This window comes from Novosphingobium sp. Leaf2 (genome assembly GCF_001421325.1).
GTDB lineage: Bacteria > Pseudomonadota > Alphaproteobacteria > Sphingomonadales > Sphingomonadaceae > Novosphingobium.
On sequence record NZ_LMJY01000012.1, the window covers coordinates 195,074 to 220,621 of the forward strand.

Annotated in this window: 22 protein-coding genes; 13 read left to right on the plus strand and 9 right to left on the minus strand. The window is 65.1% G+C overall.

The window, feature by feature from the left end; all coding sequences use genetic code 11:
• Window positions 1-64 precede the first annotated feature (64 nt).
• Window positions 65-1,537, plus strand: coding sequence for a SulP family inorganic anion transporter (locus ASE49_RS07550; protein ID WP_056770016.1), 1,473 nt, complete (start codon window positions 65-67; stop codon window positions 1,535-1,537).
• Window positions 1,538-1,543: 6 nt separating this feature from the next.
• Here ASE49_RS07550 and ASE49_RS07555 read toward each other — a convergent pair whose 3' ends face one another.
• Window positions 1,544-2,455, minus strand: a complete 912-nt coding sequence (locus ASE49_RS07555; RefSeq protein WP_235522875.1) for a GGDEF domain-containing protein — start codon at window positions 2,453-2,455, stop codon at window positions 1,544-1,546.
• Between the two features lie 228 nt (window positions 2,456-2,683).
• Window positions 2,684-3,361, minus strand: a complete 678-nt coding sequence (locus ASE49_RS07560) for a helix-turn-helix domain-containing protein (RefSeq protein ID WP_056770022.1) — start codon at window positions 3,359-3,361, stop codon at window positions 2,684-2,686.
• A gap of 355 nt (window positions 3,362-3,716) precedes the next feature.
• Between ASE49_RS07560 and cobA the strand changes: the two genes are divergently transcribed.
• From cobA to ASE49_RS07590, 6 genes are all read left to right on the plus strand, one after another.
• A complete protein-coding gene (gene cobA, locus ASE49_RS07565) occupies window positions 3,717-4,505 on the plus strand; it encodes a uroporphyrinogen-III C-methyltransferase (RefSeq protein ID WP_056770025.1) in 789 nt (262 codons plus the stop codon).
• Window positions 4,502-4,798: a DUF2849 domain-containing protein gene (locus ASE49_RS07570; protein WP_056770027.1), complete on the plus strand. Its 297-nt coding sequence runs from the start codon at window positions 4,502-4,504 to the stop codon at window positions 4,796-4,798. Before cobA ends, ASE49_RS07570 begins: the two co-directional genes overlap by 4 nt.
• Window positions 4,798-6,432 carry a nitrite/sulfite reductase gene (locus ASE49_RS07575; RefSeq protein ID WP_056770032.1) on the plus strand — a complete coding sequence of 545 codons (1,635 nt, stop codon included), beginning with the start codon at window positions 4,798-4,800 and terminating at the stop codon, window positions 6,430-6,432. The genes ASE49_RS07570 and ASE49_RS07575 overlap by 1 nt, the downstream gene beginning before the upstream one ends.
• Window positions 6,425-6,859 (plus strand): DUF934 domain-containing protein, encoded by a 435-nt coding sequence (locus tag ASE49_RS07580; protein ID WP_056770034.1) that lies wholly within the window; start codon window positions 6,425-6,427, stop codon window positions 6,857-6,859. The genes ASE49_RS07575 and ASE49_RS07580 overlap by 8 nt, the downstream gene beginning before the upstream one ends.
• Before the next feature lie 32 nt (window positions 6,860-6,891).
• Window positions 6,892-7,737, plus strand: a complete 846-nt coding sequence (locus ASE49_RS07585) for a phosphoadenylyl-sulfate reductase (protein ID WP_082456378.1) — start codon at window positions 6,892-6,894, stop codon at window positions 7,735-7,737.
• A 126-nt stretch (window positions 7,738-7,863) separates the two neighbouring features.
• The gene (locus tag ASE49_RS07590) at window positions 7,864-9,048 is read left to right on the plus strand and encodes an MFS transporter (RefSeq protein WP_056770037.1); all 1,185 of its coding nucleotides are present in this window, start codon (window positions 7,864-7,866) and stop codon (window positions 9,046-9,048) included.
• 10 nt (window positions 9,049-9,058) lie between these two features.
• Here the strand turns inward: ASE49_RS07590 and putA are convergent, their stop codons facing one another.
• The 4 genes from putA to fdhD all read right to left on the minus strand — a co-directional run bounded on the left by putA (window position 9,059) and on the right by fdhD (window position 15,594).
• Window positions 9,059-12,646, minus strand: a complete 3,588-nt coding sequence (gene putA, locus ASE49_RS07595) for a trifunctional transcriptional regulator/proline dehydrogenase/L-glutamate gamma-semialdehyde dehydrogenase (protein ID WP_056770038.1) — start codon at window positions 12,644-12,646, stop codon at window positions 9,059-9,061.
• Window positions 12,647-12,746: 100 nt separating this feature from the next.
• Window positions 12,747-13,445, minus strand: a complete 699-nt coding sequence (locus ASE49_RS07600) for a hypothetical protein (protein ID WP_056770041.1) — start codon at window positions 13,443-13,445, stop codon at window positions 12,747-12,749.
• 6 nt (window positions 13,446-13,451) lie between these two features.
• A complete protein-coding gene (locus ASE49_RS07605) occupies window positions 13,452-14,669 on the minus strand; it encodes a toxic anion resistance protein (protein WP_056770043.1) in 1,218 nt (405 codons plus the stop codon).
• 91 nt (window positions 14,670-14,760) lie between these two features.
• Window positions 14,761-15,594 (minus strand): formate dehydrogenase accessory sulfurtransferase FdhD, encoded by an 834-nt coding sequence (fdhD, locus tag ASE49_RS07610; RefSeq protein WP_056770046.1) that lies wholly within the window; start codon window positions 15,592-15,594, stop codon window positions 14,761-14,763.
• Window positions 15,595-15,871: 277 nt separating this feature from the next.
• Here fdhD and accD point away from each other — a divergent pair, with 277 nt between their 5' ends.
• From accD to ASE49_RS07640, 6 genes are all read left to right on the plus strand, one after another.
• Window positions 15,872-16,720, plus strand: coding sequence for an acetyl-CoA carboxylase, carboxyltransferase subunit beta (accD, locus tag ASE49_RS07615; protein WP_056770048.1), 849 nt, complete (start codon window positions 15,872-15,874; stop codon window positions 16,718-16,720).
• Complete coding sequence (gene accB / locus ASE49_RS07620) at window positions 16,717-17,175, plus strand: acetyl-CoA carboxylase biotin carboxyl carrier protein (protein ID WP_056770051.1); 459 nt, start codon at window positions 16,717-16,719, stop codon at window positions 17,173-17,175. The genes accD and accB overlap by 4 nt, the downstream gene beginning before the upstream one ends.
• A 14-nt stretch (window positions 17,176-17,189) precedes the next feature.
• Window positions 17,190-18,542 (plus strand): acetyl-CoA carboxylase biotin carboxylase subunit, encoded by a 1,353-nt coding sequence (accC, locus tag ASE49_RS07625; RefSeq protein WP_056770054.1) that lies wholly within the window; start codon window positions 17,190-17,192, stop codon window positions 18,540-18,542.
• 50 nt (window positions 18,543-18,592) lie between these two features.
• Window positions 18,593-19,540, plus strand: coding sequence for an acetyl-CoA carboxylase carboxyltransferase subunit alpha (locus ASE49_RS07630; protein ID WP_056770956.1), 948 nt, complete (start codon window positions 18,593-18,595; stop codon window positions 19,538-19,540).
• A gap of 106 nt (window positions 19,541-19,646) precedes the next feature.
• Complete coding sequence (locus ASE49_RS07635) at window positions 19,647-20,123, plus strand: c-type cytochrome (protein ID WP_056770055.1); 477 nt, start codon at window positions 19,647-19,649, stop codon at window positions 20,121-20,123.
• A 20-nt stretch (window positions 20,124-20,143) separates the two neighbouring features.
• On the plus strand, window positions 20,144-20,830 hold the full coding sequence (locus ASE49_RS07640; RefSeq protein WP_056770057.1) for a cytochrome b/b6 domain-containing protein: 687 nt from the start codon (window positions 20,144-20,146) through the stop codon (window positions 20,828-20,830).
• Window positions 20,831-20,848: 18 nt separating this feature from the next.
• Here the strand turns inward: ASE49_RS07640 and fumC are convergent, their stop codons facing one another.
• The 3 genes from fumC to paoC form a co-directional block, all read right to left on the minus strand.
• A complete protein-coding gene (fumC, locus tag ASE49_RS07645) occupies window positions 20,849-22,231 on the minus strand; it encodes a class II fumarate hydratase (RefSeq protein WP_056770058.1) in 1,383 nt (460 codons plus the stop codon).
• Between the two features lie 97 nt (window positions 22,232-22,328).
• Entirely contained in the window at window positions 22,329-23,234 is a 906-nt protein-coding gene (locus tag ASE49_RS07650) for a LysR family transcriptional regulator (protein ID WP_056770061.1), read from the minus strand.
• Between the two features lie 114 nt (window positions 23,235-23,348).
• A complete protein-coding gene (paoC, locus tag ASE49_RS07655; RefSeq protein WP_056770064.1) occupies window positions 23,349-25,544 on the minus strand; it encodes an aldehyde oxidoreductase molybdenum-binding subunit PaoC in 2,196 nt (731 codons plus the stop codon).
• Window positions 25,545-25,548 lie beyond the last annotated feature (4 nt).

Genomic DNA, 25,548 nt, shown 5'->3' on the forward strand with positions numbered 1-25,548 from the left:
GCATGCCCGATTTCGCGCCGCCATTGCTGGCCGCGCTGCTGCGATCCTTGCGGATACTTGTGTTATGAACACCTCTCCCCTCGCGCGGTATCGCGCCGAATGGTTCACCAGCGCGGCAGACTTGCGGCGCGATGTGCTGGCCGGAATGGTCGGCACCTTTGCGCTCATCCCGGAAGTCATCGCCTTTTCCTTCGTCGCGGGGATCGACCCGGAAGTGGGCCTGTTCGCTTCCTTCGTGATCGGCATCGTCATCGCCTTTGCCGGCGGGCGTCCGGCGATGATCTCGGGCGCGGCGGGTTCCGTGGCGCTGGTGGCCGCAGCGCTGGTCCACAGTCACGGCCTGCAATACCTCTTGGCGGCAACGCTGCTGGCGGGGATGTTGCAGATCATGTTCGGGCTGGTGAAGCTGGACGTGCTGCTGCGTTTCGTTTCTCGCTCCGTGCGCACCGGTTTCGTCAATGCGCTGGCGATCCTGATCTTCTCCGCGCAAGTGCCACAGATGCTGGACGTGACCTGGCACACCTACGCCATGATCGCGGGGGGTCTGGCGATCATCTATCTGCTGCCGCGGGTGACCACGGCCATCCCCTCACCGCTGATCTGCATCGTGGTGCTGACCGCGATCAGCATCGCGTTTCCGATGCCGATCCACACCGTTGCCGACCTTGGCCGGTTGCCCGCTGCGCTCCCGTCGTTCACGCTGCCGGACTTGCCGTTCACCCTGCAAACTCTGCGGATCATCGCGCCGTACGCGTTCGCCATGGCCGCTGTGGGCCTGCTGGAATCGATGATGACTGCGCGCGTTGTCGATGACCTGACCGAAAGCACCAGTTCCAAGGCGCGCGAGTGCACCGGCCTTGGCCTCGCCAACGTTGCCGCCGGGCTATTCGGCGGGATCGCCGGCTGCGGGATGATCGGCCAGACGGTGGGCAACGTGCGGTACGGCGGGCGTGGCCGTGCTTCCACACTGGTCGCCGGCGTGTTCCTGCTCGTGGTGATGGTGCCGCTGCGTCCCTGGGCGGCGCAAGTGCCGGTGGCCGCGCTGGTGGCGATCATGATCATGGTCTCTGTCAGCACGTTCTCCTGGCGCTCACTGGCCGACCTGGCGCGCCATCCCAAGGTGTCTGGCGTGGTGATGCTCGCCACCGTGGCGGTTACCGTCGCCACGCATGATTTGTCGGCGGGCGTGGCCGTCGGCGTGTTGCTCAGCGGCGTGTTCTTCGCGTTCAAGGTAACCCGGCTGATGCGCGTGACGGTCGATTACGAGGCGCAAACGGATACGCGGGTCTACACCGTCTCGGGCCAGATCTTCTTTGCCAGCGCCGAGATTTTTGCCGACCATTTCGACCTGCGTGACACCGCGCGCGCGGTGCGCATCGACCTGACGGCAGCGCACTTGTGGGATGTGACGGCGGTGGGCGCGCTGGAAGATGTGGTAACCAAAATGCGCGCGCACGGTATCGCGGTGGACCTGATCGGCATGAACCAGGCGAGCGCGGTGCTGGTGGACCGGCACGCCCCGCTCGTCATGGCCTGAAGGCTGCTACCCGACAGCCAGCCGCACAGGCTTTTCCATTTCCAGCCGGTTGCGGCCCTTGGCCTTGGCGACGAACAGCGCCATTTCCGCCCGCTCCAGAGTGGAATCCAGACTGTTCTCGATCCGCGCTACGCTGGCGCTGGCAGTCATCGCAAAGTGGCTGGCCTCCACCGTCTGCTTCAGGTCGGCAAGCGTCGTGACCACGCGGCGGCAGATGGCCTCCGCCTCCGCCGGGGTGACGCGCGGCAGCAGCACTGCGAACCGTTCCGAGCCGATGCGCGAGATGATGTCCTCGCTGCGCAGCATATCACGCAGCAGGTCGGCGAACACGGTGAGCACGGTATCGCCCGCTCCCTGGCCGTACTGCATATTGATGGTGCGGAAAAAATCGATGCTGAACAGGCCGAGGCACCCATCCATCTTCGCCTCGATCATGTGCTGCAGCATCGAAATGAATGCGGCACGGTTGGTGAGCCCTGTGAGCGGATCGGTGTAGGTGGCGGTGAACAGCCGCTCGCCCAAAGTGCGCAACTCGTCCACGTTGCGCATGATGCCAAGCGCCCCATAAGGCGCGCCATCGTGGCGCAGCAGCGCGCGCAAGCGGATCTCGAACCAGCGCCTGCGATCATCATGGGTGACGGCGGGAAATTCCACCCACCCCGTATCCTCGCCCGCCAGAGCACCGGAGAGAGCGCGCGACACGCTCTGGCGCGCATCGGGCGACACCAGATCGAGAAGGTGTGTGCCGATGGCCGCGCCGGATTCACCCCGCGTAACAGCGGCGCTCAGCCCCAGTTCGCTGATCGCAACAGTGGCGTGGACGATGAAGCCCTTTGCATCGGTTTTGAGGATCACGTCGGTCGTACTCTCGGCCAGCATGCCGTAGAGGACCGAGCTTTCCTGGAACGTGAAGTTCATGCCCATGCCCAAGCGCCCCGGTTCGTCCCTGAGACCATTATATGGCTTGCCAACCGTTATGCCGACATCGCCACCCTGCCTTTTAAATATACCAATCCAACCCAAACATTAATATCTTTAACCATAAATTTACAAATAAATTCAAAGTTATAGACGTAAGCTAACGCATTTTACATTGGCTGCTTTTTGTTAAAGGAGCCGGCACCAGCGCTGTTATTCGCGTTAATCCTACAACTCGATCATTATCCTGACTTTTTCCGGAGCGGTTTCGACCACGGCAGCGATCTGTTCGCGGCAGCGGGCGATAAGGTCGCTTAATCCCGGCACCGCCCGGTTTGGCCGCAGATCGGCGACATCCACCCCCAGTTCCTGTGCGATTGCCTCCACGCGCTCCTCGATCGGCCGCGCGCGCCCCTGCTCCCACGCCCAAACCGTGGGTTTAGACACACCCAACCGACTCGCCAGTTCGCCTTGCGTCAAGCCGCGCAGCTTGCGCAGGCGATGCAGGCGCTCGCCCAGGCTTTCGCCGCCCATCGCGGCGGGCGCGTCCGGCACCGGCGCCGGGCCCAGACCCAGTTCCGTCTGCACGGCGCTGCGCAGGGCCGCCGCGCTGAGTGTTGCGGGCGGGATGGGAGTCTCGAACGCGCAGCCATACAGGTGACCACTGGCCCACACCACGCGCGCGCGCGTTTGTGGGGCACCGGGAAGTTCCAGGTCGATCCCCTCCCCCACGTCCAGGTCGATCCGGCTTTCGAGCAACACGCCGGTTTGTGAAAAGTTGTGCACGCGCACTTGCGCTTCGGCGCCGGACGCCAGCGCCCCTTGCGTCTCCAGCATCAACCGGCGGCGCTCGGCGCGGGGCCGGCCGGGTTCACTCGTCTCGATAAATTGCGCCGCTACGGGCATCGCGCCATCTCCTTGATTGCGCGAAAGTCCAATAGTGCGGTTAACATTTGGTTAGAGAACGGCCTAATGAACCTCCCGTCCCGGCAATTAAGGTTTGCGGGCAGCGCCGGCTATTAGGCGGCGTGGACAAATTCGGCATCGCCACGACTGGAGGCAAAAGCCGTCAGTTCAAGGAGGCGAGGTGATAGAATATGTCGATATTTCGAGCCGAGCCGACGCGGAAGTGGCGGCTTTTGGTCCAGCCCCTTCGGGATCGCGGAATCTGTCCACGCCGCCTAACGCGTAAAGATGGACTTAGCCCCGGCAAAGCCATTCTGACTGGCACCTTGGGGGCAGCGGGGCCATCTGCGCTGTCATGGTAGCTACCCTTCCTTCCGACCGTTCCCCCGTTATCGGCACCGTCTGGCTGGTGGGCGCGGGCCCCGGCGACCCTGACCTGCTGACGCTGCGCGCGGCGCGGCTGATCATGGGTGCGTCGCTGATCGTGCATGACGGGCTGGTCGATGGGGCGATCTTGTCGATGGCCCGGCCCTCGGCCCGGCTGGTGTCGGTCGCCAAAAGCCGTTCGCGCCACACGATGAAGCAGGATGACATCAACGCCTTGCTGGTGCGTGAAGCGCTTGCCGGCCACGACGTGGTGCGGCTGAAAGGCGGCGACCCGTTCGTGTTCGGACGCGGCGGCGAAGAGGCGCAGGCGTGTCGTGCCGCCGGTGTTCCGGTCGAGATCGTGCCGGGCATATCGTCGGCGATGGGCGCGGCAGCAGCCGCGCAGATCCCGCTCACCCACCGCGATCATGCTTCGATCGTCACATTCGTGGCCGGGCAGTGCAAGGGGCTTTCGGATCAGGACTGGTCCGGGCTTGCCGGGCATGGCCGCACGCTGGTGATCTTCATGGGGCTGGCCACCGCGGCGCAGATTTCCGACAAGCTGATCGCAGATGGGCTGGCGCCCGATGTGCCGGTGGCGGTGATCGAAAAGGCCACCCGCCCCGATATGCGGGTGCTGCGCGCGCCGCTGGCCGGGCTTGCCGATCTTGTGGACAGGGAAAGGGTGCAAAGCCCGGCGCTTATCGTTATCGGCGCGGTGGCCGCACAGGCGGCGGACAACACCATTTGCGCAACCGCGCTGGAGGCTATGCAGTGAAGATCCTGACGGGCAACGACCTCAAGAGCGGGGCGGTGGTCTGGTGGACTGGCGTGGGCTGGTCGCTCGATGTGAACGATTCGGCGGACGTAGGCGATCATGGCGCCGCGATCATCGCACGTGAGGAAGGCGCGCAGAACGTGTTCGCGGCCTACGTCGTCGATGGCGCCAGAACCGACGAGGGTGTGCGCCCCTCGCACATCAAGGAGCGTATCCGCGCGCTGGGCCCCACCGTGCGCCCCGACCTGACGCTCAAGCCGTCCGACCCCGAAGCCGTGAACTGGGTGATCTGATGTACAAGTACGACGAATACGACCACCAGATGGTCGCCACCCGGGTCGAGGAATTTCGCGACCAGGTGCGCCGCCGCATCTCCGGCGAGTTGACCGAGGACCAGTTCAAGCCGCTGCGCCTGCAGAACGGGCTGTATCTGCAACTGCACGCCTACATGCTGCGCGTGGCGATCCCTTATGGGACGCTGAGCGGCGCGCAGATGCATCTGCTGGGCGACATTGCCGACAAGTACGACCGGGGCTACGGCCATTTCACCACGCGGCAGAACATCCAGTACAACTGGATCAAGCTGGACCAGACGCCCGATGCGCTGGCCGAACTGGCGACGGTGGAAATGCACGCCATCCAGACCAGCGGCAACTGCATCCGCAACATCAGTTCCGACCAGTTCGCCGGCGCTGCCGCTGACGAGATCGTCGACCCGCGCCCTTATGCCGAACTGCTGCGCCAGTGGTCCAGCTTCCACCCGGAATTCCTGGTCCTGCCGCGCAAGTTCAAGATCTGCGTGATCGCATCGGAGACGGACCGCGCGGCGATGCGCCTGCACGATATCGGCATCAAGATCGTGCGCAACGATGCCGGAGAGCTTGGCGCGCAGTTCTATGCCGGCGGCGGCATGGGCCGCACCCCGATGATCGCACCGATGATCCGCGATTTCGTGCCGCTGGACCAGCTGATTACGTTTTCCGAGGCATGCCTGCGCGTCTACAACCGCTATGGCCGGCGCGACAACAAGTACAAGGCGCGCATCAAGATCCTGGTCCACGAACTGGGCCGCGACGAATACGTGCGCCAGGTGGAGGAGGAATTCGCGCACCTGCTCACCCAGCCGATCGAGCCGCCGCTGGCCGAGCTGGAGCGGATCAGGGCGCACTTCACAGACCCCGCGTTCGATCCGTCCGCACCGGATGATCTGGACTTGTCGGACCCCGATTTCCGCCTGTGGGTGGAACGTAACACCACGGCGCACAAGCAGCCCGGCTATGTGATCGCCACGATCAGCCTCAAGCCCATCGGCGGCATCCCCGGTGATGCCAGCGCTGACCAGATCCGCCTGATGGCGCAGCTGGGCCGCGATTACAGCTTCGATGAACTGCGCGTCACCCATGCCCAGAACATCGTGCTGCCGCATGTGCGCAAGGCAGACCTGCATACCGTGTGGCAGGCGCTGGACGGGGCCGGCCTTGCTACGCCGAACCTGGACATGGTGGGCGACATCATCGCCTGCCCCGGCCTTGATTATTGCAGCCTTGCCAACGCGCGCTCCATCCCCCTGGCGCAGAAGATCTCGCAGCGGTTCGCCAGCCCCGAAAAGCAGGCCGAGATCGGCGAGCTGAAGGTCAAGATTTCGGGCTGCATCAACGCCTGTGGCCACCATCATGCCGGGCACATCGGCATTCTTGGCGTCGACAAGAAAGGGCTGGAAAACTACCAGCTCTCGTTCGGCGGCAGCGAAGGTGCGGACACCTCGCTTGCCCGGATCACCGGCCCCGGCTTTACCGAGGATGGCGTGGTCGATGCCGTGGAAAAGGCCACCCAGGTCTATCTCGCCAACAAGCAGGGCGAGGAGCGTTTCCTCGATACCTACCGCCGCATCGGCATGGATCCGTTCAAGGAGGCCATTTATGGTTGAGGTCCAGTTTCGCTTTCGCGACGACGAGGCTGTCAACGATCCGGCGGTGACGGTGGATTCGTTTGCAGACCAGTCGAACGCCACCGCCGTGCGGATCGAGCCGGGTGATGACGCACGCGCGCTGCTGCCCGCGCTGGACCGGATCGCGCTCGTCGAAGTCAATTTCCCGGCATGGACTGACGGGCGCGGCTATTCCTCGGCACGGATCCTGCGCGAAGCGGGCTACGCCGGCGAACTGCGCGCGGTGGGCGATGTGGTGATCGACATGCTGGGCCATCTGCGGCGCTGCGGCTTCGACGCCTTCGCGCCTGACAAGCCGCTCAACGAAGCCGATGCCAGTGCTGCATGGTCGCGATGGGACAACGTCTATCAGGCCACCGCCGTGGATGGCCGCCAGCCGATCTGGGCGAAACGCCACCCGGCGTGATCCCGATACTTCCGCCCGAAAGCGACATCCCCATGTTCCGTACCGAAGCTGACGACGCTGCCCTGATCGAAAATGCCGCCGCAGAGGCACGCACCGTTGACCGCATCGACACCGGGGCCCGGTTCGCCGAAGCGGACGCGGCGCGGCTGAACGCGCGCTTCGATGGTTCGGGCACGCTCGACATGCTGAGCGCGGTTCTGCGCGAAGGGCTGGCGGGTAAAGTGGCTGCGGTATCCAGCTTCGGGGCGGAAAGCGCGGTGCTGCTGCATCTGGTCAGCCGGGTGGACCCGTCGCTGCCTGTGCTGTTTCTGGAAACCGGCAAGCATTTCCCCGAAACGCTGGCCTATCGCGATCTGCTGGTCGAACGACTAAAGCTGACCAATCTGATCAACCTTGAGCCGGATGCGGCAGAAATCGTCAAGAAGGATGAAAACGGCCTGCGCTGGTCGTGGGATCCCGACGGTTGCTGCGAGATCCGCAAGGTCAAGCCTCTGGCAAAGGCGCTGGCGGATTTCGACGCCACCTTATCCGGGCGCAAGGCGTTCCAGGCCTCCACCCGCGCGCTGCTGCCGCGTTTCGAGATCGACGGTACGGATGTGCAGGGGCGCCTCAAGATCAACCCGCTGATCGACTGGACCGCCGAACGCCTCGCCGCCTACGTTGCTGAGCATGACCTGCCGCCCCATCCGCTGGTGGCGCAAGGCTATCCGTCTATCGGCTGCATGCCGTGCACCAGCATCGTCGCGCCCGGCGAAGACCCACGTTCGGGCCGGTGGAAGGGTTGGGACAAGACGGAATGCGGCATTCATGTGCCCGGCCAGCCTGACGGCACCACCGCACCCGGTGAATTGCCGCCGGGGTTCGACCCGGTCTTTTAGCCGCACGTTGCGCGTCTTCCGGCAAGGCATGCACAAATCGCAAACGGCAGGCTCTTCACGGCGTGCGATCCATCGCTAGATGGGGCATATGAGATATTGCGCTGCAGCATTGCCGATCGGACGACCATGACCACCCGCACCACCCACCCCGCCCTGGTAACGCTGGCGCTGGCCATGGGCGCCTTCGCTATCGGCACTACCGAATTCGCCGCGATGAGCCTTGTGCCGTTTTTCGCGCGCGACCTGCACATTACCGAGCCGCAGGCCGGCCACGCTATCAGCGCTTATGCGCTGGGCGTGGTGGTGGGCGCCCCTGTCATTGCCGTGCTGGCCGCCAAGATCGAGCGGCGCACGCTGCTGATCGGGTTGATGGCGCTGTTCGCGATCGGCAATGGCGTGTCCGCTCTTGCCCCCAGTTATCCCATGCTGCTGGTGTTCCGCTTTTTGAGCGGGCTGCCGCATGGCGCATACTTCGGCATCGCCGCCTTGGTCGCCGCCTCGCTGGTGCCGGACAACAAGCGGGCGCAGTCCGTCGCGATGGTGATGTCCGGGTTGACGGTGGCGACGATCATCGGCGTGCCGTTGGCGAACTGGCTGGGCCAGGCGCTGGGCTGGCGCAGTGGCTTTGCGGTGGTCTCCGTGCTCGCTCTGGTCACGATGGCACTAGTCGCCCTGTTCGCGCCGCGCCAGCCGGCGAACGCCAACGCCAGTCCTTTGCGCGAACTGGGCGCGTTGCGCCGCCCGCAGGTTCTGCTCACCCTGCTGACCGGCGCGGTAGGCTTTGGCGGCCTGTTTTGCGTCTATACCTATGTCGCCTCCACCATGATGGAGGTTACCGGCGTTTCCGAAAAGTGGGTGCCCGCCGTGCTGGCGATCTTTGGCATCGGGATGACGGCAGGCAACCTGTTCTGGGCCTGGATGGCCGATCGCGCGCAAAACCGGGCCGCTATTGGCGCGCTACTGTTTAGCGCCGTATCGCTCGCGCTGTTCTCAGTGTTCGCCGGCAACATCTGGACCTTGTGCGTCGTCGTCCTGCTGATCGGCTTTGGCGGCGGCATCGGCACGGTGTTGCAAACGCGGCTGATGGATGTAGCCGGAGACGCGCAGGCGCTGGCAGCTGCCGCGCATCACAGCGCCTTCAACACCGCCAATGCGCTGGGTCCGTGGCTGGGCGGCATGGCGATCTCGGCCGGCTACGGGCTGACCTCCACAGGCTGGATCGGCGCAGCCCTTTCCTTGGGCGGACTGCTTATTTTCCTGTTCACGATATCCCTGCACAAGCAGGATGGACTGCGCGCAAGCGTGGCCTGAAGATTACGCCTTAGCCGATCATCATCAGGCTGGCGTTGCCACCCGCCGCCGTGGTGTTGATCGAGGTGGAGACTTCCTCCAGCAGCCGGCACAGATCACCGCCGGACGGGCCCCAGCGGTGGACCGGCACGATGGGGCCGTCCATTTGCGCTACCGCCTCGCACGCGGCGCGCACGGCGGCGTCGCCGCCTTCGACAAGACAGGCGGCAAAAGGTTCTGCCGCATTGCCCGTGAAGCGTTCCGCGATAGCCGAGGGTAACCCCGGCGGCAGGTCCATGCCTTGCACCGCGCCGCGATTGCCCGTGGCGAGCACCGCCGCCATCTGGGAGACGAGCCCCGCGTCGGTCGCAGGTCGCAGAAGAATGCGACCGCGCGGATGCAAGGCATAAAGATTGCGCTCCCCTACCGGGCCGGGCAACGCGCGCACGACCCCAAGGGATGTTGCCGCGCGATACTGATGGGCGGACGCCGCGTCCCTGCCGTTGGCGCGCAACCAGCCGATGAACTGCTCCAGCAACGGTGGCGGCGTGTCTGTCGCCGGGAGGACCACCGGTGCGTGCCGGACCAGCCTGCCCAGATACAACGGCCCGCCCGCCTTGGGTCCGGTGCCGGAAAGCCCGCGCCCGCCGAACGGTTGAACGCCGACTACAGCCCCGATGGTGTTACGGTTGACGTACAGGTTGCCGGCGCGAACCGCGTCCGTCACCCGCGCCACCGTCTGGTCAAGGCGGGTGTGCAGGCCGAAGGTCAGGCCGTAGCCGGTGGCGTTGATATCGCGGATCAGCGCATCAAGCCCGTCACGTGGGTAGCGCAGGACATGGAGCACCGGCCCGAACACTTCGTGCTGCAGCTGATCGATGCGGTCGATTGCGATGATCGTGGGTGCAACGAAAGTGCCAACGCGGGTATCCTCGCTCATCTGCGCGCGATCGACCTGGCAGCCCGCTTCGCCCATGCCCGCGATGTGCGCCTCGATATTCGCCTGCGCCTCCGCCGAAATCACCGGGCCGACGTCGGTGGCAAGCAGCGCGGGGTTGCCCACCCGCAGTTCGGCCAGCGCGCCTTTGAGCATGGCCAGCGTGCGATCGGCGATGTCGTCCTGCAGGCACAGCACCCGCAGCGCTGAACAGCGCTGGCCCGCGCTGTCGAAAGCGGATGCGATCACGTCCGCCACCACTTGTTCGGCCAGCGCCGAGCTGTCCACGATCATGGCGTTCTGGCCGCCGGTTTCGGCGATGAACGGGATCGGGTCGCCGTGCGCCGACAGCCGCGTTGCAAGCTGGCGCTGGATCATCCGCGCAACCTGGGTTGAGCCGGTGAACATCACCGCTGCCGTCTGCGGGGCAGCCACCAGCGCTGCGCCCAGCTCTCCCGCGCCCGGCATGAATTGCAGGGCATCGACCGGAACGCCCGCTTCGTGCAGGATCCGCACGGCTTCGGCGGCGATCAGCGGCGTTTCCTCGGCTGGCTTGGCGAGCACCGGATTGCCCGCCACCAGCGCCGCCGCCACCTGGCCGGTGAAGATCGCCAGCGGAAAATTCCACGGGCTGATGCACACCACCGGCCCCAGCGGCTTTTGCGCCGGGCCAAACGTGTCGCGGGCCTGCTGCGCGTAATACCGCAGGAAATCGATCGCCTCGCGCACTTCGGCAATCGCGTTGGCGGCGGACTTGCCGGCCTCGCGGATCGCCAGGCCCATCAACGTGCCCATGCGCGCCTGCATCAGGTCTGCCGCGCGCTCCAGCATCGCGGCCCGTTCGCTGACCGCAACGTCGCGCCAGCGGCTTTGCGCGGCACGTCCCACGGCCGCTGCCGCATCGTCGGGCGCAATCTCCAGAACCGTGCCCACGACGTCGGCATGATCGGCGGGGTTACGCACCGGAACGCCTTGGCGCTCGCCGCCTTCGGGTGCAGCGCGCCACGAGACTTGCGCGCAAGCCGCAAGCTCATCCGTCAGCGCCGCGAGCGCCAGTTCGTCGGTCAGGTCGACCCCCGCCGAGTTGGCGCGATCGTCATAAAGCCCCGCCGGCAGCGCGATGAGATCGTGCCGCGCGCCGGGATGCGCCATGGCGCGCACCGTCTCTACCGGATCGGCCACCAGCGCGGAGACCGGCACCCCGGGATCGGCAATGCGGTTGACGAACGAGGAATTGGCGCCGTTTTCCAGCAGGCGGCGCACCAGGTAGGCGAGCAGCGTTTCATGCGTGCCCACCGGCGCGTAGATGCGGCACGGGCGGTCCAGCTTGTCCGCCCCCACAACTTGCGCGTACAGCGCCTCGCCCATGCCGTGCAGGCACTGAAATTCGTACTGGCCGATCGCGAAGTCCGGCCCGGCCATGGTGTAGATGGTCGCCAGCGTCTGCGCGTTGTGGGTGGCGAACTGGGGGAACACCGCGTCGGGCGCGGCCAGCAGTTTGCGGGCACAGGCGATATAGGAAACATCGGTGTGGACCTTGCGGGTATAGACCGGGAAATCGGCTAGCCCGTCCACTTGCGCGCGCTTGATCTCGGCGTCCCAGTACGCGCCCTTGACCAGACGCACCATGATCCGCCGGTTGGCCCGCCGCGCAAGGTCCACGATCCAGTCGATCACGAACGGGCAGCGCTTGCCATATGCCTGCACCACGAAACCCAGCCCGTCCCAGCCCGCCAGTTGCGGGTCCAGCGCCAGGCTTTCCAGCAGGTCCAGCGACAGCTCAAGCCGATCGGCCTCCTCCGCATCAATGTTAAAACCGATGCCGTAGCCTTTCGCCAGCCGCGCCAGCGCCGCCACGCCGGGCAGCAGCTCGGCCATCACCCGCCCCGCTTGCGGCCGGGCATAGCGCGGGTGCAGCGCGGACAGCTTGATGGAAATACCCGGCCCTTCGTAAATGCCCCGGCCGGCAGAGGCGCGGCCAATGGCATGGATGGCGTTTTCGTAATCCGCGTAATAGCGCCGCGCGTCCGCCGCGGTCGTCGCGGCCTCGCCCAGCATGTCGTAGCTGTAGGCAAAGCCCCGCGCTTCCAGATCGCGCGCCCGTTTCAGCGCCTCGTCGATGGTTTCGCCGGTCACGAACTGTTCGCCCATCATGCGCATCGCCAGATCGACGCCGCGCCGGATCACCGGCTCGCCCGCGCGCGCCACCAGCCGCGTCAGCGCCGCGCCAAGGCCCCGATCGTCAACCGAACCGACCAGCTTGCCGGTGACTACCAGACCCCATGTCGCCGCGTTCACGAACAGCGATTTGCCGCCGCCCAGGTGCCCGCTCCAGTCGCCGTCAGCGATCTTGTCGCGGATCAGGGCATCGCGCGTCGCATTGTCGGGAATACGCAGTAGCGCTTCGGCAAGGCACATGAGGGCCACGCCTTCCTGGCTCGACAGCGCATATTCCTGCACCAGCCCTTCCACGCCGGTGCCCTTGTGGCCGGCGCGCAACGCCGTGACGAGCGCCGTCGCCGTCTCACGCGTGGCGGCGCGCATCTCGTGCGAAAGCGCGGCGGCATCCAGCAACGGCGCCAGGCACTGCGCCTCGTCAAGCCTGCGCGCCTGCGCGATGGCAAGGCGCAGGTCGGTCATCGGCTGAACGGGCATGGCGAAGGCGGCGGAGGGGGCGGTCATCTGACCATGCTATCGCATTAGCGGCAGACGTTTCGACTTTTTACCTTCCCATCTTTGCAAGGATGGACCAAATTGCCGCCGGTGTGCAGACGATCCGCGTTCAGTCGCGGTCGAGATACTTCACTTCCAGAAACCGTCCCCGCGTCGCCAGCGCATCCACATCGTTGCGGGACAGGTCCTCGCTCATCGCCTCGATCTGGTCGGAGATCACGCAAAGCCCGTCCACCAGCTGATCCGACGGCGATGTGCCGCCCGCCCCCGCCTTGCTGCGCAGCTGGGCGGGAATGCGGGTGTAGGTATCGACGATGCCCGGCAGATGCTCGGCCAACAGCTTGCGCACTTCGCGCGCCGCCGGCCCGCGTTCGTCCAGCGTGGCGAGTTGCGGCGCCATCTGCTCCAGCCTAACGCCGATCAGGTCGATCGCGTCAACGGCGGCATTGGGCAGCGCGCGCCGCCTGCCTTCCAGCCACAATTCGGTGGAGCCGGCCAGTTCGGGCAGGCTGGCCGCGTTCAGATCATCGATATGCGTGCGCGGGGACGCGGGGTAGATCGCCAGCACGACGAACACCGCAAGGCCCAGCAGGAAGGTCAGCAAGGTGGCCATGAACGGCAGCCCGCCCAGCGCCAGCGCGGCGACCAGACCGGCGATGTAGACGCCAACCATCGCCAGCACTGCGCGGCGCAGCCGGCGCAGGCGAAAGCGCCACTGTTCCTTGCGGGCATTGTACAGGCGGGCCGCGCGTTGCCGCCGGGCGGCGCGCACGAGATCCGGGGACACCCGGGCGGGAACTTGCGCCATGGCGGGTTAGTCCAACGCCTCCAGCAAGGACTTGGTGGCGGTATGATCACCTGCCGCCACAGCCTCGGACTGTCCCTGCGCGCGGGCGATATACGACTTGGACTTGCCGATTTCTCCCTCCAGCGCGGTGACCGTCTGCTTCATCGAATCGAGCGCCTTAAGCTTGAAGGTGTCGATCGAATCCATCGTGTCGTAGATGTTCTGGAACGCGCGGCTGAGCGTTTCCAAGGGAATCGTGGAGTTCGCTGCCTGCTCGTGGATGCGCGCCGTGTTGTCCTTCAGCATCTGGCCGGTGGCGTCGATGATGTTGGCAGTGGTGGTGTTCAGGGCGGTGATCTGTTCCAGCACCAGACGCTGGTTCGCCATCGCCTGCGCCACGGTCACCGCCGTGCGCAGCGCGCCGACCGTGGTTGTAGAGGCGCGGTCCACCCCCTTCACCAGTTCGACGTTATTCTTCTTGACCAGATCCAGCGCAAGGTAGCCCTGCACCGAAACGGCCATCTGCGTCAGCAGGTCCTGTGTGCGCTGGCGCACATAGAACAGTGCGCTTTCGCGCAGCGCCTTGGCCTTGGCCGGGTCTGAATGGTCAAGGTCGTTAGCCTTGTCCTCCAGCGCCTGATCCAGCGCGCGGGACATGAAGATCATCTGCTCCAGCTTGCCCATCGCCGCCCACAGGTTCTGGCGCTCCACGTCGATGGCGGCATTGTCCATCAGCAGTTCGTCCTTGCCGCCCTGCAGGCGCGTCAGGATCGCGCTGATGTGCCCTTGCGCGCTGGTATAGCTGTCGAAATAGTTCTTCAGCTTGGAGCCGAACGGGATAACGCCAAAAATCTTTCGCGGCGCCAGCAGGTTGCCCTTGCGCGCGGGGTCAAGGTCTTCAACCGTGCGGCGCAGTTCGGCCAGATCGGCGCCCACGCCTTCGTCCTTGCCCATCGCGCGCACCGGGCGATCCAGGAAACGATTGGAATGGCCTGCCGCGTCAGCAATCTCCTTGCGGCCCATGCTGGTAAGCTGATCCACTTTGCGGCCGAACTCCGGCGAATTGGCGTCCTGCGCCACCAGATCGTTGACGAATTCCTCCACCCGGACCTGCAGCTTGGACTTCGCCTCCTCGCCAACCGGAACCAGGCCAGAGGCCCGGTCCGCCTGCACGACCGGCACCGGATCGGGCGGCGTCAGCTTCAATTCGGTTGCGGTGTCCGTGCCGGTAGGGGCAGTCGCCATGGTACGTCCAAATCCTCGATGAAACCCGGTAAGATCGCGAATCTAGGTCGGCGCCTGCCTCACTACAAGGAAAACCGGACGGGGTGCCCGCTCAGTCCTCGACGAACGGCGCACCGGGATCGACCATGAACATGCAATCGTCGCGCGCCACCACTGCCAGCGCCAGCCCGGCGGCCTGTGCGCGGCGCACGGCAAGGTCGGTGGGCGCAGAGATCGCTACCAGCAACGGGCAGCCGGCGCGCACCGTTTTTTCCACTAGCTCATACGAACAGCGCGACGTCATGACGATGAATCCGTGCGCCGGGTCGATGTGGCTGCGGGCCAGCGTCCCCACCAGCTTGTCCAGCGCGTTGTGCCGCCCCACATCTTCGCACGATGCCAGCAAGCGCCCCTCCTCATCACAGAAGGCGGCGGCGTGGGATGCACGGGTGGCCTGCCCCAGCACTTGCGCCCGGCGCGCCGCATCCAGCCCGCACCGGATCGCCTGCGGACTGGCGCGCGAAGCCCGCGTCAGCGGTGGCAGCGGACGCAGCGCGGCCTCCACCCCCTCGATCCCGCAGATCCCGCACGAACTGTCCCCAACCCGGCGGCGGGCGCGCTCCAGGATCGGGCCAAGCCGATCGGCGGGCAGGTTGACGCGCGCCACGTAGCCGGTGCCCCACGCGCTATCCTGGGTGGCATGCACCGCCACGTCGCCCACTTCGTGTGCCTGCGCCAGCCCTTCGGCGATCAGGAACCCGGTCACGAACGCTTCGATCTCAAGCGGGGTCGCCATCATCACCGCGTAGGCAATGCCATTGGTTTCGATCGCGATCGGCGCTTCTACCGGAACTGCGAGAGCAAAGGGCTCGTCCGATCGCCCGTCATAGCGGTTGCGGCGAACCGGGACTGATGCCGTGCCTGAGCCGGAAAGGGAATCGTGCAGCGCCTTGGTCCTTGAAAAATCGCGGGTTTACAGGCTCGGCCGAGTACTGAACCGCTTGGCTTGGACTAGCCCGAACCCGCGCGAACGGCAAACTTGCCCACAGGTTCACCCGAATTGGCTTGCGACCCTTGCGCGGATTCCTCTAATGGGCCGGCCTCGTATGGCCTCGGTCGTGTTTTTGAAAGGCACGTCCCGGTCGCCGGCCATGCGCGAGGATGCCGAACAGGGAACGGCAAATCTCTAGGGCTCTATCCGGAAAGATTGGTACAGTACCGACATGAGTTGGCTCAGCAAGGTCCGCAATTCGATATCGAGCCTCGCCAAGCGCGATACGCCCGATACGCTCTGGATGAAATGTCCGGGCTGCAGCGAAATGCTGTTCGTCAGCGATTTCGAAGCCAATCTTTCGGTATGCCCCAACTGCCAGCATCACGGCCGGATCGGCGCGAAGGCCCGCTTCGATCTCCTGCTCGATCCCGGCTACACCGTGCTGGCCACCCCCAAAGTGCCGGAAAACCCGCTCAATTTCCGCGACACGAAAAAGTATACTGACCGTCTGAAGGCCGCACGCGCAGCCAACCCCTATCCCGATGCGCTAACCAACGCCTTTGGCACGATAAACAGCCACAAGGCTGTGCTGGGCGTGCAGGACTTCACCTTCATGGGTGGCTCGATGGGCATGGCGGTAGGTGCGGCGTTCGTGTGCGGCGCGGAAAAAGCCATCGCTGAAAACTGTGCGTACGTAATCGTCACGGCGGCAGGCGGCGCGCGGATGCAGGAAGGCATCCTCTCGCTCATGCAGATGCCCAAGACCACGGTGGCCACCCGCCGCCTGGCTGCGGCGGGCCTGCCCTATATCGTCGTCCTCACCGACCCCACCACCGGCGGCGTTACCGCCAGCTACGCGATGCTGGGCGATGTGCAGATCGCCGAGCCGGGCGCACTGATCGGCTTTGCCGGCCAGCGCGTGATCCAGGACACCATCCGAGAAAAACTCCCCGACGGCTTCCAGCGCGCCGAGTACCTGCATGCCCACGGCATGGTGGACATGGTGGTCCACCGCAAGGACCTCAAAGGCACGCTGGCCACCCTGCTGGGCTATCTTGAACGAAAGGAAGTCGCGTGAATATCGATAGCGCCCTGGTTCGCGAGCTCGCCGAACTGCTCGCCGAAACCGGCCTGTCCGAGATCGAGGTTGAGGACGGGACTGTAAAGATCCGCGTCTCGCGCCAGATCATCCAGCAGATGAGCGCCGCGCTGCCGCCGATCTATACCTCTGCCCCATCCGCTGCGGGTGGCGAAGTGCCGTCCAGCCCAGCACCGGCCCCTGCGCCTGCTGCCGCGCCGATTGACGCGGTGAAGTCTCCGATGGTGGGCACCGTCTACCTCGCGGCAGAACCCAGCGCCCCCAACTTCGTGTCCGTGGGCAAGGCGGTCAAGGAAGGTGACGTGCTGCTCATCGTGGAAGCGATGAAGGTGATGAACCAGATCACCGCGCCCAAGTCCGGCACGGTCACCGCCATCCTCGTCAATAACATGCAGCCGGTCGAATATGACCAGCCGCTCGTCGTCATCGCCTGAAGGCCGGTAGTTTCATGGCCATCAAGCGCCTCCTGATTGCCAATCGCGGCGAAATCGCGCTGCGCATCCATCGTGCCGCTCACGAAATGGGTATCGAGACGGTGGCGGTCCACTCCACCGCCGATGCCGATGCGATGCATGTGCGCCTGGCCGACCATGCCGTGTGCATCGGCCCGCCTGCCGCGAAGGACAGCTACCTCAACGTGGCCGCGATCATTTCGGCCGCCGAAATCACCCAGGCCGACGCGGTTCACCCCGGCTACGGCTTCCTGTCCGAAAACGCACGCTTTGCCGAAATCGTCGAAGCGCACGGGCTCGCGTGGGTCGGTCCCAAGCCCGAACATATTCGCACCATGGGCGACAAGGTGGAAGCCAAACGCACCGCAGGCGCGCTGGGCCTGCCGCTGGTGCCCGGATCCGCCGGCGCGATCGACGATTTCGACGAGGCGCGCGCGCTGGCCGAAACGATCGGCTACCCGGTGATCATCAAGGCCGCATCCGGCGGCGGTGGCCGCGGCATGAAGGTGGTGAACAACGCCGCCGAACTGGAAAGCCAGATGGGCCAGGCCCGCTCCGAAGCCAAAGCGGCGTTCGGCGATGCCACGGTCTACATGGAAAAGTACCTGGGCAACCCGCGCCACATCGAATTTCAGGTGTTCGGCGATGGCAACGGCCATGCGGTGCATCTGGGCGAGCGCGACTGCTCGCTGCAGCGCCGGCACCAGAAAGTGCTGGAGGAAGCCCCCTCGCCCGTCATCACCCCTGCAGAGCGGGACCGCATGGGCGGCATCGTCAGCAAAGCGATGGCCGACATGGGCTATCGCGGCGCCGGTACGATCGAGTTCCTGTGGGAAAACGGCGAGTTCTATTTCATCGAAATGAACACCCGTCTGCAGGTGGAGCATCCGGTGACCGAGGCGATCACCGGCGTCGATCTGGTGCGCGAACAGATCCGCGTGGCCGAAGGGCTGCCCCTGTCGTTCCGGCAGGAGGAGATCGAGTTCAAGGGCCACGCCATCGAATGCCGCATCAACGCGGAAGACCCGTGGACGTTCTCGCCATCGCCGGGGCTTGTTTCGGGCTACCACGCGGCGGGCGGCCTGAACGTGCGCGTCGATAGCGGGCTGTACGCCGGTTACCGCATTCCGCCGTATTACGATTCGATGATCGGCAAGCTCATCGTGTCCGGCCGTACCCGTGAAGGCGCGATCATGCGCCTGAAACGCGCACTGGGAGAGATGGTGATCGATGGGGTGAAAACCTCGATCCCGATGCACCAGGCGCTGATAGAGGACCCGGAATTCAAATCGGGTGACTATACGATCAAGTGGCTGGAAGACTGGCTGGCCAAGCGGGCCGCGGGCTGAATCGCGCCTGTTAGGGGCGCGGGGCTGCTGACCATACGGACTGGATGAGCATGATTTCGTTTCTGGATTTCGAAAAGCCGATCGCCGAGCTGGAATCGCGCATCGCGGAACTGCGCACGACCGCCGATGGCAGCGATCTGGACATCGGCGGCGAAATCGGGCGGCTCGAAAAGAAAAGCGCGCAGATGCTCGCCGCCACGTACGCCAAGCTCACGCCCTGGCAGAAGACGCAGGTCGCGCGCCATCCGCAGCGGCCGCACCTGGTCGACTATATCCGCCTGGCCTTCACCGATTTCGTGCCGCTGGCGGGCGACCGCACCTTTGGCGAGGATGCCGCGATCATCGGCGGTCTGGCTATGCTGGACGGTCGCAAGGTGATGGTGATCGGCCACGAAAAGGGCCACGACACGCCAAGCCGGATCAAGCACAACTTTGGCTCGGCCAAGCCGGAAGGCTATCGCAAGGCGATCCGCCTGATGGGGATGGCCAGCAAGTTCGGCCTGCCGGTCGTCTCGCTGGTGGACACCGCAGGCGCGTTCCCCGGGGTGGAGGCCGAAGAGCGCGGACAGGCAGAAGCCATCGCCCGCTCCACCGAAGCGTGCCTGGCGCTGGGCGTGCCGATGGTGGCGGTGATCGTGGGCGAAGGCGGATCGGGCGGCGCTATTGCTATCGCGGCAGCCAACACCGTGCTGATGCTGGAGCACGCGGTCTATTCGGTCATATCGCCCGAAGGCGCGTCCTCCATCCTGTGGCGCACGGCGGACAAGGCCGCCGACGCTGCCACGGCAATGAAAGTCACCGCGCAGGATCTGCTGGGTCTCAAGGTGATAGACGCCATCGTGCCGGAACCCAGCGGCGGCGCGCACCGCGATCCCGCCGCCACCGCGCGCACCCTGGCCGAAGCGGTCGCACGCGAACTCGACGCGTTGTCAGGCTGCTCGCCGTCAGAACTGGTGCGCCAGCGCGAAGAGCGTTTCCTGGCGATAGGATCGCTTTGATCGGCAGAGTCTGACAGCCGCGCAAGTCTTTGGTCAAAAGGGAACACGCGTGCTAGTCGATGCATATTGCTGATTCACATCTGCCAACCTGCGGGATCGAACTGACATGACGCCATCCAAGACCATCGCGCTTTCCGTTCTCGGCGCTTCCGCCACCATCTTGGCGCTGACCGCAACGCTGGCAACCGCCGCCTCTCCCGCCGCCACCGCCATTGCCACGCGGCATGCCAATTTCAAGAAGATGGGCGGCGCGATGAAGGTGCTGAAAGATCAGCTGACCAGCGGCACGATCGCCAAGCCCCAGGCCGTTGCGGCAGCCCGCACGCTTGCGGCCATGGGCCGTGTGCAGCCCAAGCTGTTCCCGGCCGGGTCTGGTCCTTCGTCTGGCGTGAAGACGGATGCCCTGCCCGCGATCTGGACCGATCGCGCCGCGTTCGACGGCAAGTGGAAGGATTACACCACACAGGCCGACAAGCTGCTCGCCGCCGCCAACACGGGCGATGCCGCTCCCATTGGCGCGCAGTTCAAGGCGCTGGGCGGCACCTGCGGCGCGTGCCACAAGCAGTTCCGCGCCGACAAGTAAGACCGCAAGCCAGCACCGCGATGACCACACCCACAACTCGCATCTGGGATCCGACGATCCGCCTTTTCCACTGGCTGCTCGTCGGCTTCCTCGCGTTTTCGTGGTGGACCGCCGAACATCATGAGATGGAGCGGCACCGCTTCTCCGGCTACACGATCCTCGCGCTGCTGCTGTTCCGGGTTTACTGGGGCTTTGCAGGGCCGCGCACTGCCAGGTTTTCCCGCTTCGTGCGGGGCCCCGGCGCGGTGGTCGCCTACGTCCGGGATCTGGGCAGCCGCAAGGCGCACGCGGCGGACGGGCATAACCCGCTTGGCGGCTGGAGCGTGATCGCGATGCTGCTGGCGGTAGGCCTGATGGTAACCGCCGGCCTGTTCGCCAGCGACACCGACGGCATCGAATCCGGCCCGCTCGCCACCTACATCACCTTCGACCAGAGCGAGACCGCGTCTGCTGTTCACGGGTTCGTGTTCAACATCATCCTGGGACTGGTGGCCCTTCACGTGCTGGCGATCGCGTTCTATCTGCTGTGGAAGCAGCAGAACCTGGTGCGCCCGATGCTGACGGGTCGCCGACCGGCGCAGGACCATGAAACCACCGCCGATCTCCAATGGTCGCCGGTCAGGGCACTGGTGGGGATAATCTGCGCCGCCGCAATCGCTTGGGCGGTATCGCGCGGCTTCCATTTCGGCGCTGCGCCCACCTACTGACGCGGTCCACCGGCCGACTCACACCATCGCTTCGGGCTTCACTAGCCGCGCGAACGTCTCCGCATCCACAAGCCCCAGTTCCAGTGCCGCTTCCTTGAGCGTCTGCCCGCTAGCGTGCGCGTGCTTGGCGATCTTGGCCGCATTATCGTACCCGATCTCAGGCGCCAGCGCCGTCACCAGCATAAGCGAACGGTCGAGCAGTTCGGCGATCCGCTCGCGATTGGGTTCGATCCCCTCCACGCAGCGTTGCGCAAAGCTGGTCATGCCGACCGACAGCAGATCGATCGATCGGATCACCGCCGCACCGATCAGCGGCTTGAACACGTTTAGTTCGAACGCGCCCTGCAGCCCGCCCACGGTTGCCGCCTGATGGTTGCCGATGACTTGCGCGGCCACCATCGTCAGCATCTCGCACTGCGTCGGATTCACTTTGCCCGGCATGATCGAGCTGCCTGGCTCGTTGGCGGGCAGGTCCAGTTCGCCAAGCCCGGAGCGCGGGCCGGAGCCTAGCCAGCGGATATCGTTGGCGATCTTGGTCAGCGCTACTGCCAGCGTCGCCAAAGTGGACGACAGGTGCACCAGCGGATCGTTGGACGCCAGCGCCTCGAACTTGTTTTCAGCCGGGCGGAAGGCCAGCCCGGTCAGCCGCGACAGTTCGTTGGCCACATCCACGTCGAAGCCCAGCGGGGCGTTCAGACCGGTGCCCACCGCCGTGCCGCCTTGCGCCAGCGCGGTCATGCCATGCTGCACCGCCGGCTCTATGCGCTTGCGGCTGCGATAAATCTGGTGCGCGTAGCCGGAAAACTCCTGTCCCAAGGTGATCGGCGTTGCATCCTGCAGGTGGGTGCGGCCGATCTTCACGATGCCGGCCCACGCTTTCGCCTTAGCGTCGAGCGCCTCGTGCAGGCGGTCGATAGCCGGAAACAACGTGTCGGTGGCGAGCCACGCGGCGGCCACGTGCAGCGCGGTGGGAAAGCAGTCGTTTGAGGATTGCCCCATGTTCACGTGATCGTTGGGGTGCACCGGCGATTTGCCGCCGCGCCTGCCGGACAGGATTTCGTTGGCCCGCCCCGCAATCACCTCGTTGACGTTCATGTTGGTCTGGGTGCCGCTGCCGGTCTGCCAGATCACTAGCGGAAACTGATCGTCCAGCTCGCCCGAGGCCACTTGCGCCGCCGCCGCTTCGACCGCGTCAGCCAGCGCTGAGTCCAACCCGTACTTGCGGTTCACCCGCGCGGCGGCCTGCTTCACCAGCGCCAGCGCATGCACGATCGCGATCGGCATGCGCTCGCTGGCGGCGAACGGAAAGTTCTCGATGCTGCGCTGGGTCTGCGCACCCCAGTAAGCGCTTGCGGGAACGTCGATCTCGCCGATGCTGTCAGATTCGCGGCGGGTTTCCATGGGCGGCTGGTGTCCTTCGCTGATGTGGCGACACGCTAGGTAAGGCGTCCCAGCGTGATTACCACCGCGCAGCTGATGCATGTGACCTTTGGCACGGTCAGCCCAGCGGTCGCATCTCACGGATCAGGTCCACCAGCAGCCGCAGTCCGCGCGGCACCTGGCGGCGGCTGGAGTGATAGATGAAATATCCCGGCCCCGGCGACGCCCACTGCTCCAGCACGAGTTGCAGATGGCCCTGCGCGATAAGGGGCGCGATCACCGGTTCGGCGGCATACATCAGGCCAAGGCCGCGCAGCGAGAAGGCGATGTTGGCCGCGCCGCTGTTCACGGTGATCCCGCCCGGCACTGCCAGGGCGAGCACCTCGTCTCCTTGTTCGAAGTCCCACGAATATATGCGCCCATTGCCCAGGCGCAGGCGGATACACTGGTGGTGCATCAGGTCTCCGGGATGCTCCGGCATTCCGTGCTGCTGCAGATACGACGGCGCGGCGGCCACCACCCAACGAAAATCGGCGGACAGGCGCTGGGCGATCATGTCCTCGGGCACGGTGCCGCCAAAGCGGATTCCTGCATCGAAGCCCGCCTCGATCACGTCGACCAGCGTGTTGTCCACGCAAATGTCCAGTTCCACATCGGGATAGCGGGACACGAAGGCGGGCAGCACTGGGGCGAGCAGATGCGTCGCCGCCTCGTCGGATACGTTGATGCGGACCCGACCTGCCGGCGCATCGCGGTGATGGTTGAGGATGTCCTCCGCACCGTGGATGGCAGCGAACGGTTCATGGATAGCCGCATGCAGATCCTCGCCCGCCGCCGTCAGGGTGACCGAGCGGTTGGTGCGGTTTAGCAATCGCACCTTGAGGCGTTCCTCAAGCCCGCGCAACGAATGACTGAGCGCCGAGGCGCTGACGCCCAGTTCTGTGGCTGCCTTGCGGAAATTGCGGTGGCGCGCGATCGCCAGGAAATAACTGAGGTCGGCAAGGTCGGAGCGCCTGAACGGCATGGTGCGGTGATCCTGGCAGGAGATGTCCGTTGATAGTGGATCAAGCGGCAAAATCCCGCAACGCGCAGGCGCAAGAATGCAGCTTCTCCCCCGCGTAGTGCGGGGGAGAAACTATCAGGCAACGTCGCCCAGCTTGTCCAGATGCTTGTCCAACGTGATCGGGTAGTCGCGGATGCGCACGCCGGTGGCGTTGTAAATCGCGTTGGCAACCGCCGCGCCCACGCCGCACAGGCCCAGTTCGCCCACGCCCTTGGCTTTCATCGGCGAGACCTTATCGTCAGCCTCATCAAGGAACACGACCTCCTGATGTGGAATGTCCATGTGGACAGGCACTTCGTATCCGGCCAGATCGTGATTGACGAAGAAGCCAAACCGCTTGTCCACGGCCAATTCCTCCATCAGCGCGCCGCCAACGCCCATCGTCATCGCGCCGATAACCTGGCTGCGCGCGGAAGTGGGATTGAGGATGCGCCCAGCCGCACACACCGCCAGCATGCGCCGCACCCGCACCTCGCCAGTGTAGCGATCCACACCCACCTCAACAAAGTGACCACCGAAAGTGGACTGCTGGAATTTCTTGGCAAGATCGCCGTATTCCATCGCATCTTCGGCTATCAGTTCGCCGGCCTTGGCGGCCTGCGCCAGATCGGCAGACCGATTGCCCACGCGCACAGTGCCGTTTTCAAACGTGGCCTCGCCCTGACCGAAGCCCAGGCTTTGCACCACCTGCTCGCGCAGCTTGACGCACGCCGCGTAGACGCCAGCGGTGGAACTGTTCGCGCCCCACTGCCCGCCCGATCCGGCAGCGGCAGGGAAGGCAGAGTCGCCCAGCTTGACGCTGACCTTGGCAAGCGGAACACCCAGCATTTCCGCAGCCGTCTGCGCGATAATGGTGTAGCTGCCGGTGCCGATGTCGGTCATGTCGGTTTCGACCGTGACCTGGCCCGAGGCGTTAAGCCGCACGCGCGCGGCGGACTTCTGGTTCAGGTTGTTGCGGAATGCAGCGGCTACCCCCATGCCGACCAGCCAGCGGCCATCGCGCGTCTGGCCCGGCGCCTTGCGGCGGCTCCATCCGAACCGCTTGGCGCCGTCTTCCAGGCAGCGCACCAGATTACGCTGCGAAAATGGCCGATCCGGCTTTTCGGGATCTACCTGGGTATCGTTGATCACCCGGAACTTCACCGGATCCATGCCGAGCTTTTCGGCCATTTCGTCCATTGCGATTTCCAGCGCCATAAGGCCCGGCGCTTCGCCCGGCGCACGCATGGCGTTCCCTTCGGGAAGGTCAAGCACGGCCAAGCGCATCGCGGTCATCCGGTTGGGCCCGGCATACAGCAATTTGGTTTGCATCGTGGCCGTTTCCAGATCGCCGTCGGGCAGATTTCCAGACCAGCTTTCATGCCCGATGGCGGTGATCTTGCCATCCCGCGAGCAGCCGACGCGGATGCGCTGGATGGTGGCCGGGCGGTGCGTGGTGTTGTTGGGAATGAGCGGGCGTTGCAGCGCCACCTTGACCGGGCGTTTGGCCGCCCGCGACGCCAGAGAGGCCATCACGACGTCAGAGCGCAGGAACAGCTTACCGCCGAAACCACCGCCGATGTAAGGCGAGACCAGACGCACCTTTTCAGGTGCGATCTGCAAGGTAGCAGCAAGCTCCTTCTTGCCCCATGCCACCATCTGGTTGGATGTCCACACGGTGACGCCATCGCCGTCCCACTGCGCAATAGTGGCATGCGGCTCCATCATCGAATGGCTTTGATCGGGGGTCGTATACGTGGCATCCAGCTTGACCGGTGCGGAAGCAAACGCGCCTTCGAAATCGCCAACGGCGGTGGGGGCGTTTTCACCGCCTTGTTCAGCAGCACCGGTCTTCGCGGCGGCAAGGTCGAAAGTCCCGCCATCGCGCGCGTAATCCACGTCGATCATCGCCGCAGCCGCACGGGCCTGTTCGAACGTTTCGGCGACCACCACGGCGATGGCCTGATGATAGTGCTCCACGCGTGGGCCGCCCAGCAGATTGGCGGTGTTCATGCGCCCCTTGCCCAGCTTGCCGGCATTGCGGTGAGTGACCACGGTAATGACGCCAGGCGCACGTTCCGCTTGCGCAGTGTCGATCGAGCGGATCGCCCCTTTGGCAATCGCAGCGCCCACCACATAACCGTAAGCCGGCTTGCCCGGCACGTCATGGTGTTCATAGGCATACGGCGCCTTGCCGCTGACCTTCAGGGGACCGTCAATGCGCGCGGTAGGCTGGCCGACCACGCGCATACGGTCGATAGGGTTGGTCCCTGCCGGAGTGTCGAACTTCATGCCT

Coding starts and splice junctions, on each gene's coding strand:
- ASE49_RS07550 (WP_056770016.1), top strand. CDS start 65: ATGAACACCTCTCCCCTCGCGCGGTATCGCGCCGAATGGTTCACCAGC.
- ASE49_RS07555 (WP_235522875.1), bottom strand. CDS start 2,455: ATGAACTTCACGTTCCAGGAAAGCTCGGTCCTCTACGGCATGCTGGCC.
- ASE49_RS07560 (WP_056770022.1), bottom strand. CDS start 3,361: ATGCCCGTAGCGGCGCAATTTATCGAGACGAGTGAACCCGGCCGGCCC.
- cobA (WP_056770025.1), top strand. CDS start 3,717: ATGGTAGCTACCCTTCCTTCCGACCGTTCCCCCGTTATCGGCACCGTC.
- ASE49_RS07575 (WP_056770032.1), top strand. CDS start 4,798: ATGTACAAGTACGACGAATACGACCACCAGATGGTCGCCACCCGGGTC.
- ASE49_RS07580 (WP_056770034.1), top strand. CDS start 6,425: ATGGTTGAGGTCCAGTTTCGCTTTCGCGACGACGAGGCTGTCAACGAT.
- ASE49_RS07585 (WP_082456378.1), top strand. CDS start 6,892: ATGTTCCGTACCGAAGCTGACGACGCTGCCCTGATCGAAAATGCCGCC.
- ASE49_RS07590 (WP_056770037.1), top strand. CDS start 7,864: ATGACCACCCGCACCACCCACCCCGCCCTGGTAACGCTGGCGCTGGCC.
- putA (WP_056770038.1), bottom strand. CDS start 12,646: ATGACCGCCCCCTCCGCCGCCTTCGCCATGCCCGTTCAGCCGATGACC.
- ASE49_RS07600 (WP_056770041.1), bottom strand. CDS start 13,445: ATGGCGCAAGTTCCCGCCCGGGTGTCCCCGGATCTCGTGCGCGCCGCC.
- ASE49_RS07605 (WP_056770043.1), bottom strand. CDS start 14,669: ATGGCGACTGCCCCTACCGGCACGGACACCGCAACCGAATTGAAGCTG.
- accD (WP_056770048.1), top strand. CDS start 15,872: ATGAGTTGGCTCAGCAAGGTCCGCAATTCGATATCGAGCCTCGCCAAG.
- accC (WP_056770054.1), top strand. CDS start 17,190: ATGGCCATCAAGCGCCTCCTGATTGCCAATCGCGGCGAAATCGCGCTG.
- ASE49_RS07630 (WP_056770956.1), top strand. CDS start 18,593: ATGATTTCGTTTCTGGATTTCGAAAAGCCGATCGCCGAGCTGGAATCG.
- ASE49_RS07635 (WP_056770055.1), top strand. CDS start 19,647: ATGACGCCATCCAAGACCATCGCGCTTTCCGTTCTCGGCGCTTCCGCC.
- ASE49_RS07640 (WP_056770057.1), top strand. CDS start 20,144: ATGACCACACCCACAACTCGCATCTGGGATCCGACGATCCGCCTTTTC.
- fumC (WP_056770058.1), bottom strand. CDS start 22,231: ATGGAAACCCGCCGCGAATCTGACAGCATCGGCGAGATCGACGTTCCC.
- ASE49_RS07650 (WP_056770061.1), bottom strand. CDS start 23,234: ATGCCGTTCAGGCGCTCCGACCTTGCCGACCTCAGTTATTTCCTGGCG.
- paoC (WP_056770064.1), bottom strand. CDS start 25,544: ATGAAGTTCGACACTCCGGCAGGGACCAACCCTATCGACCGTATGCGC.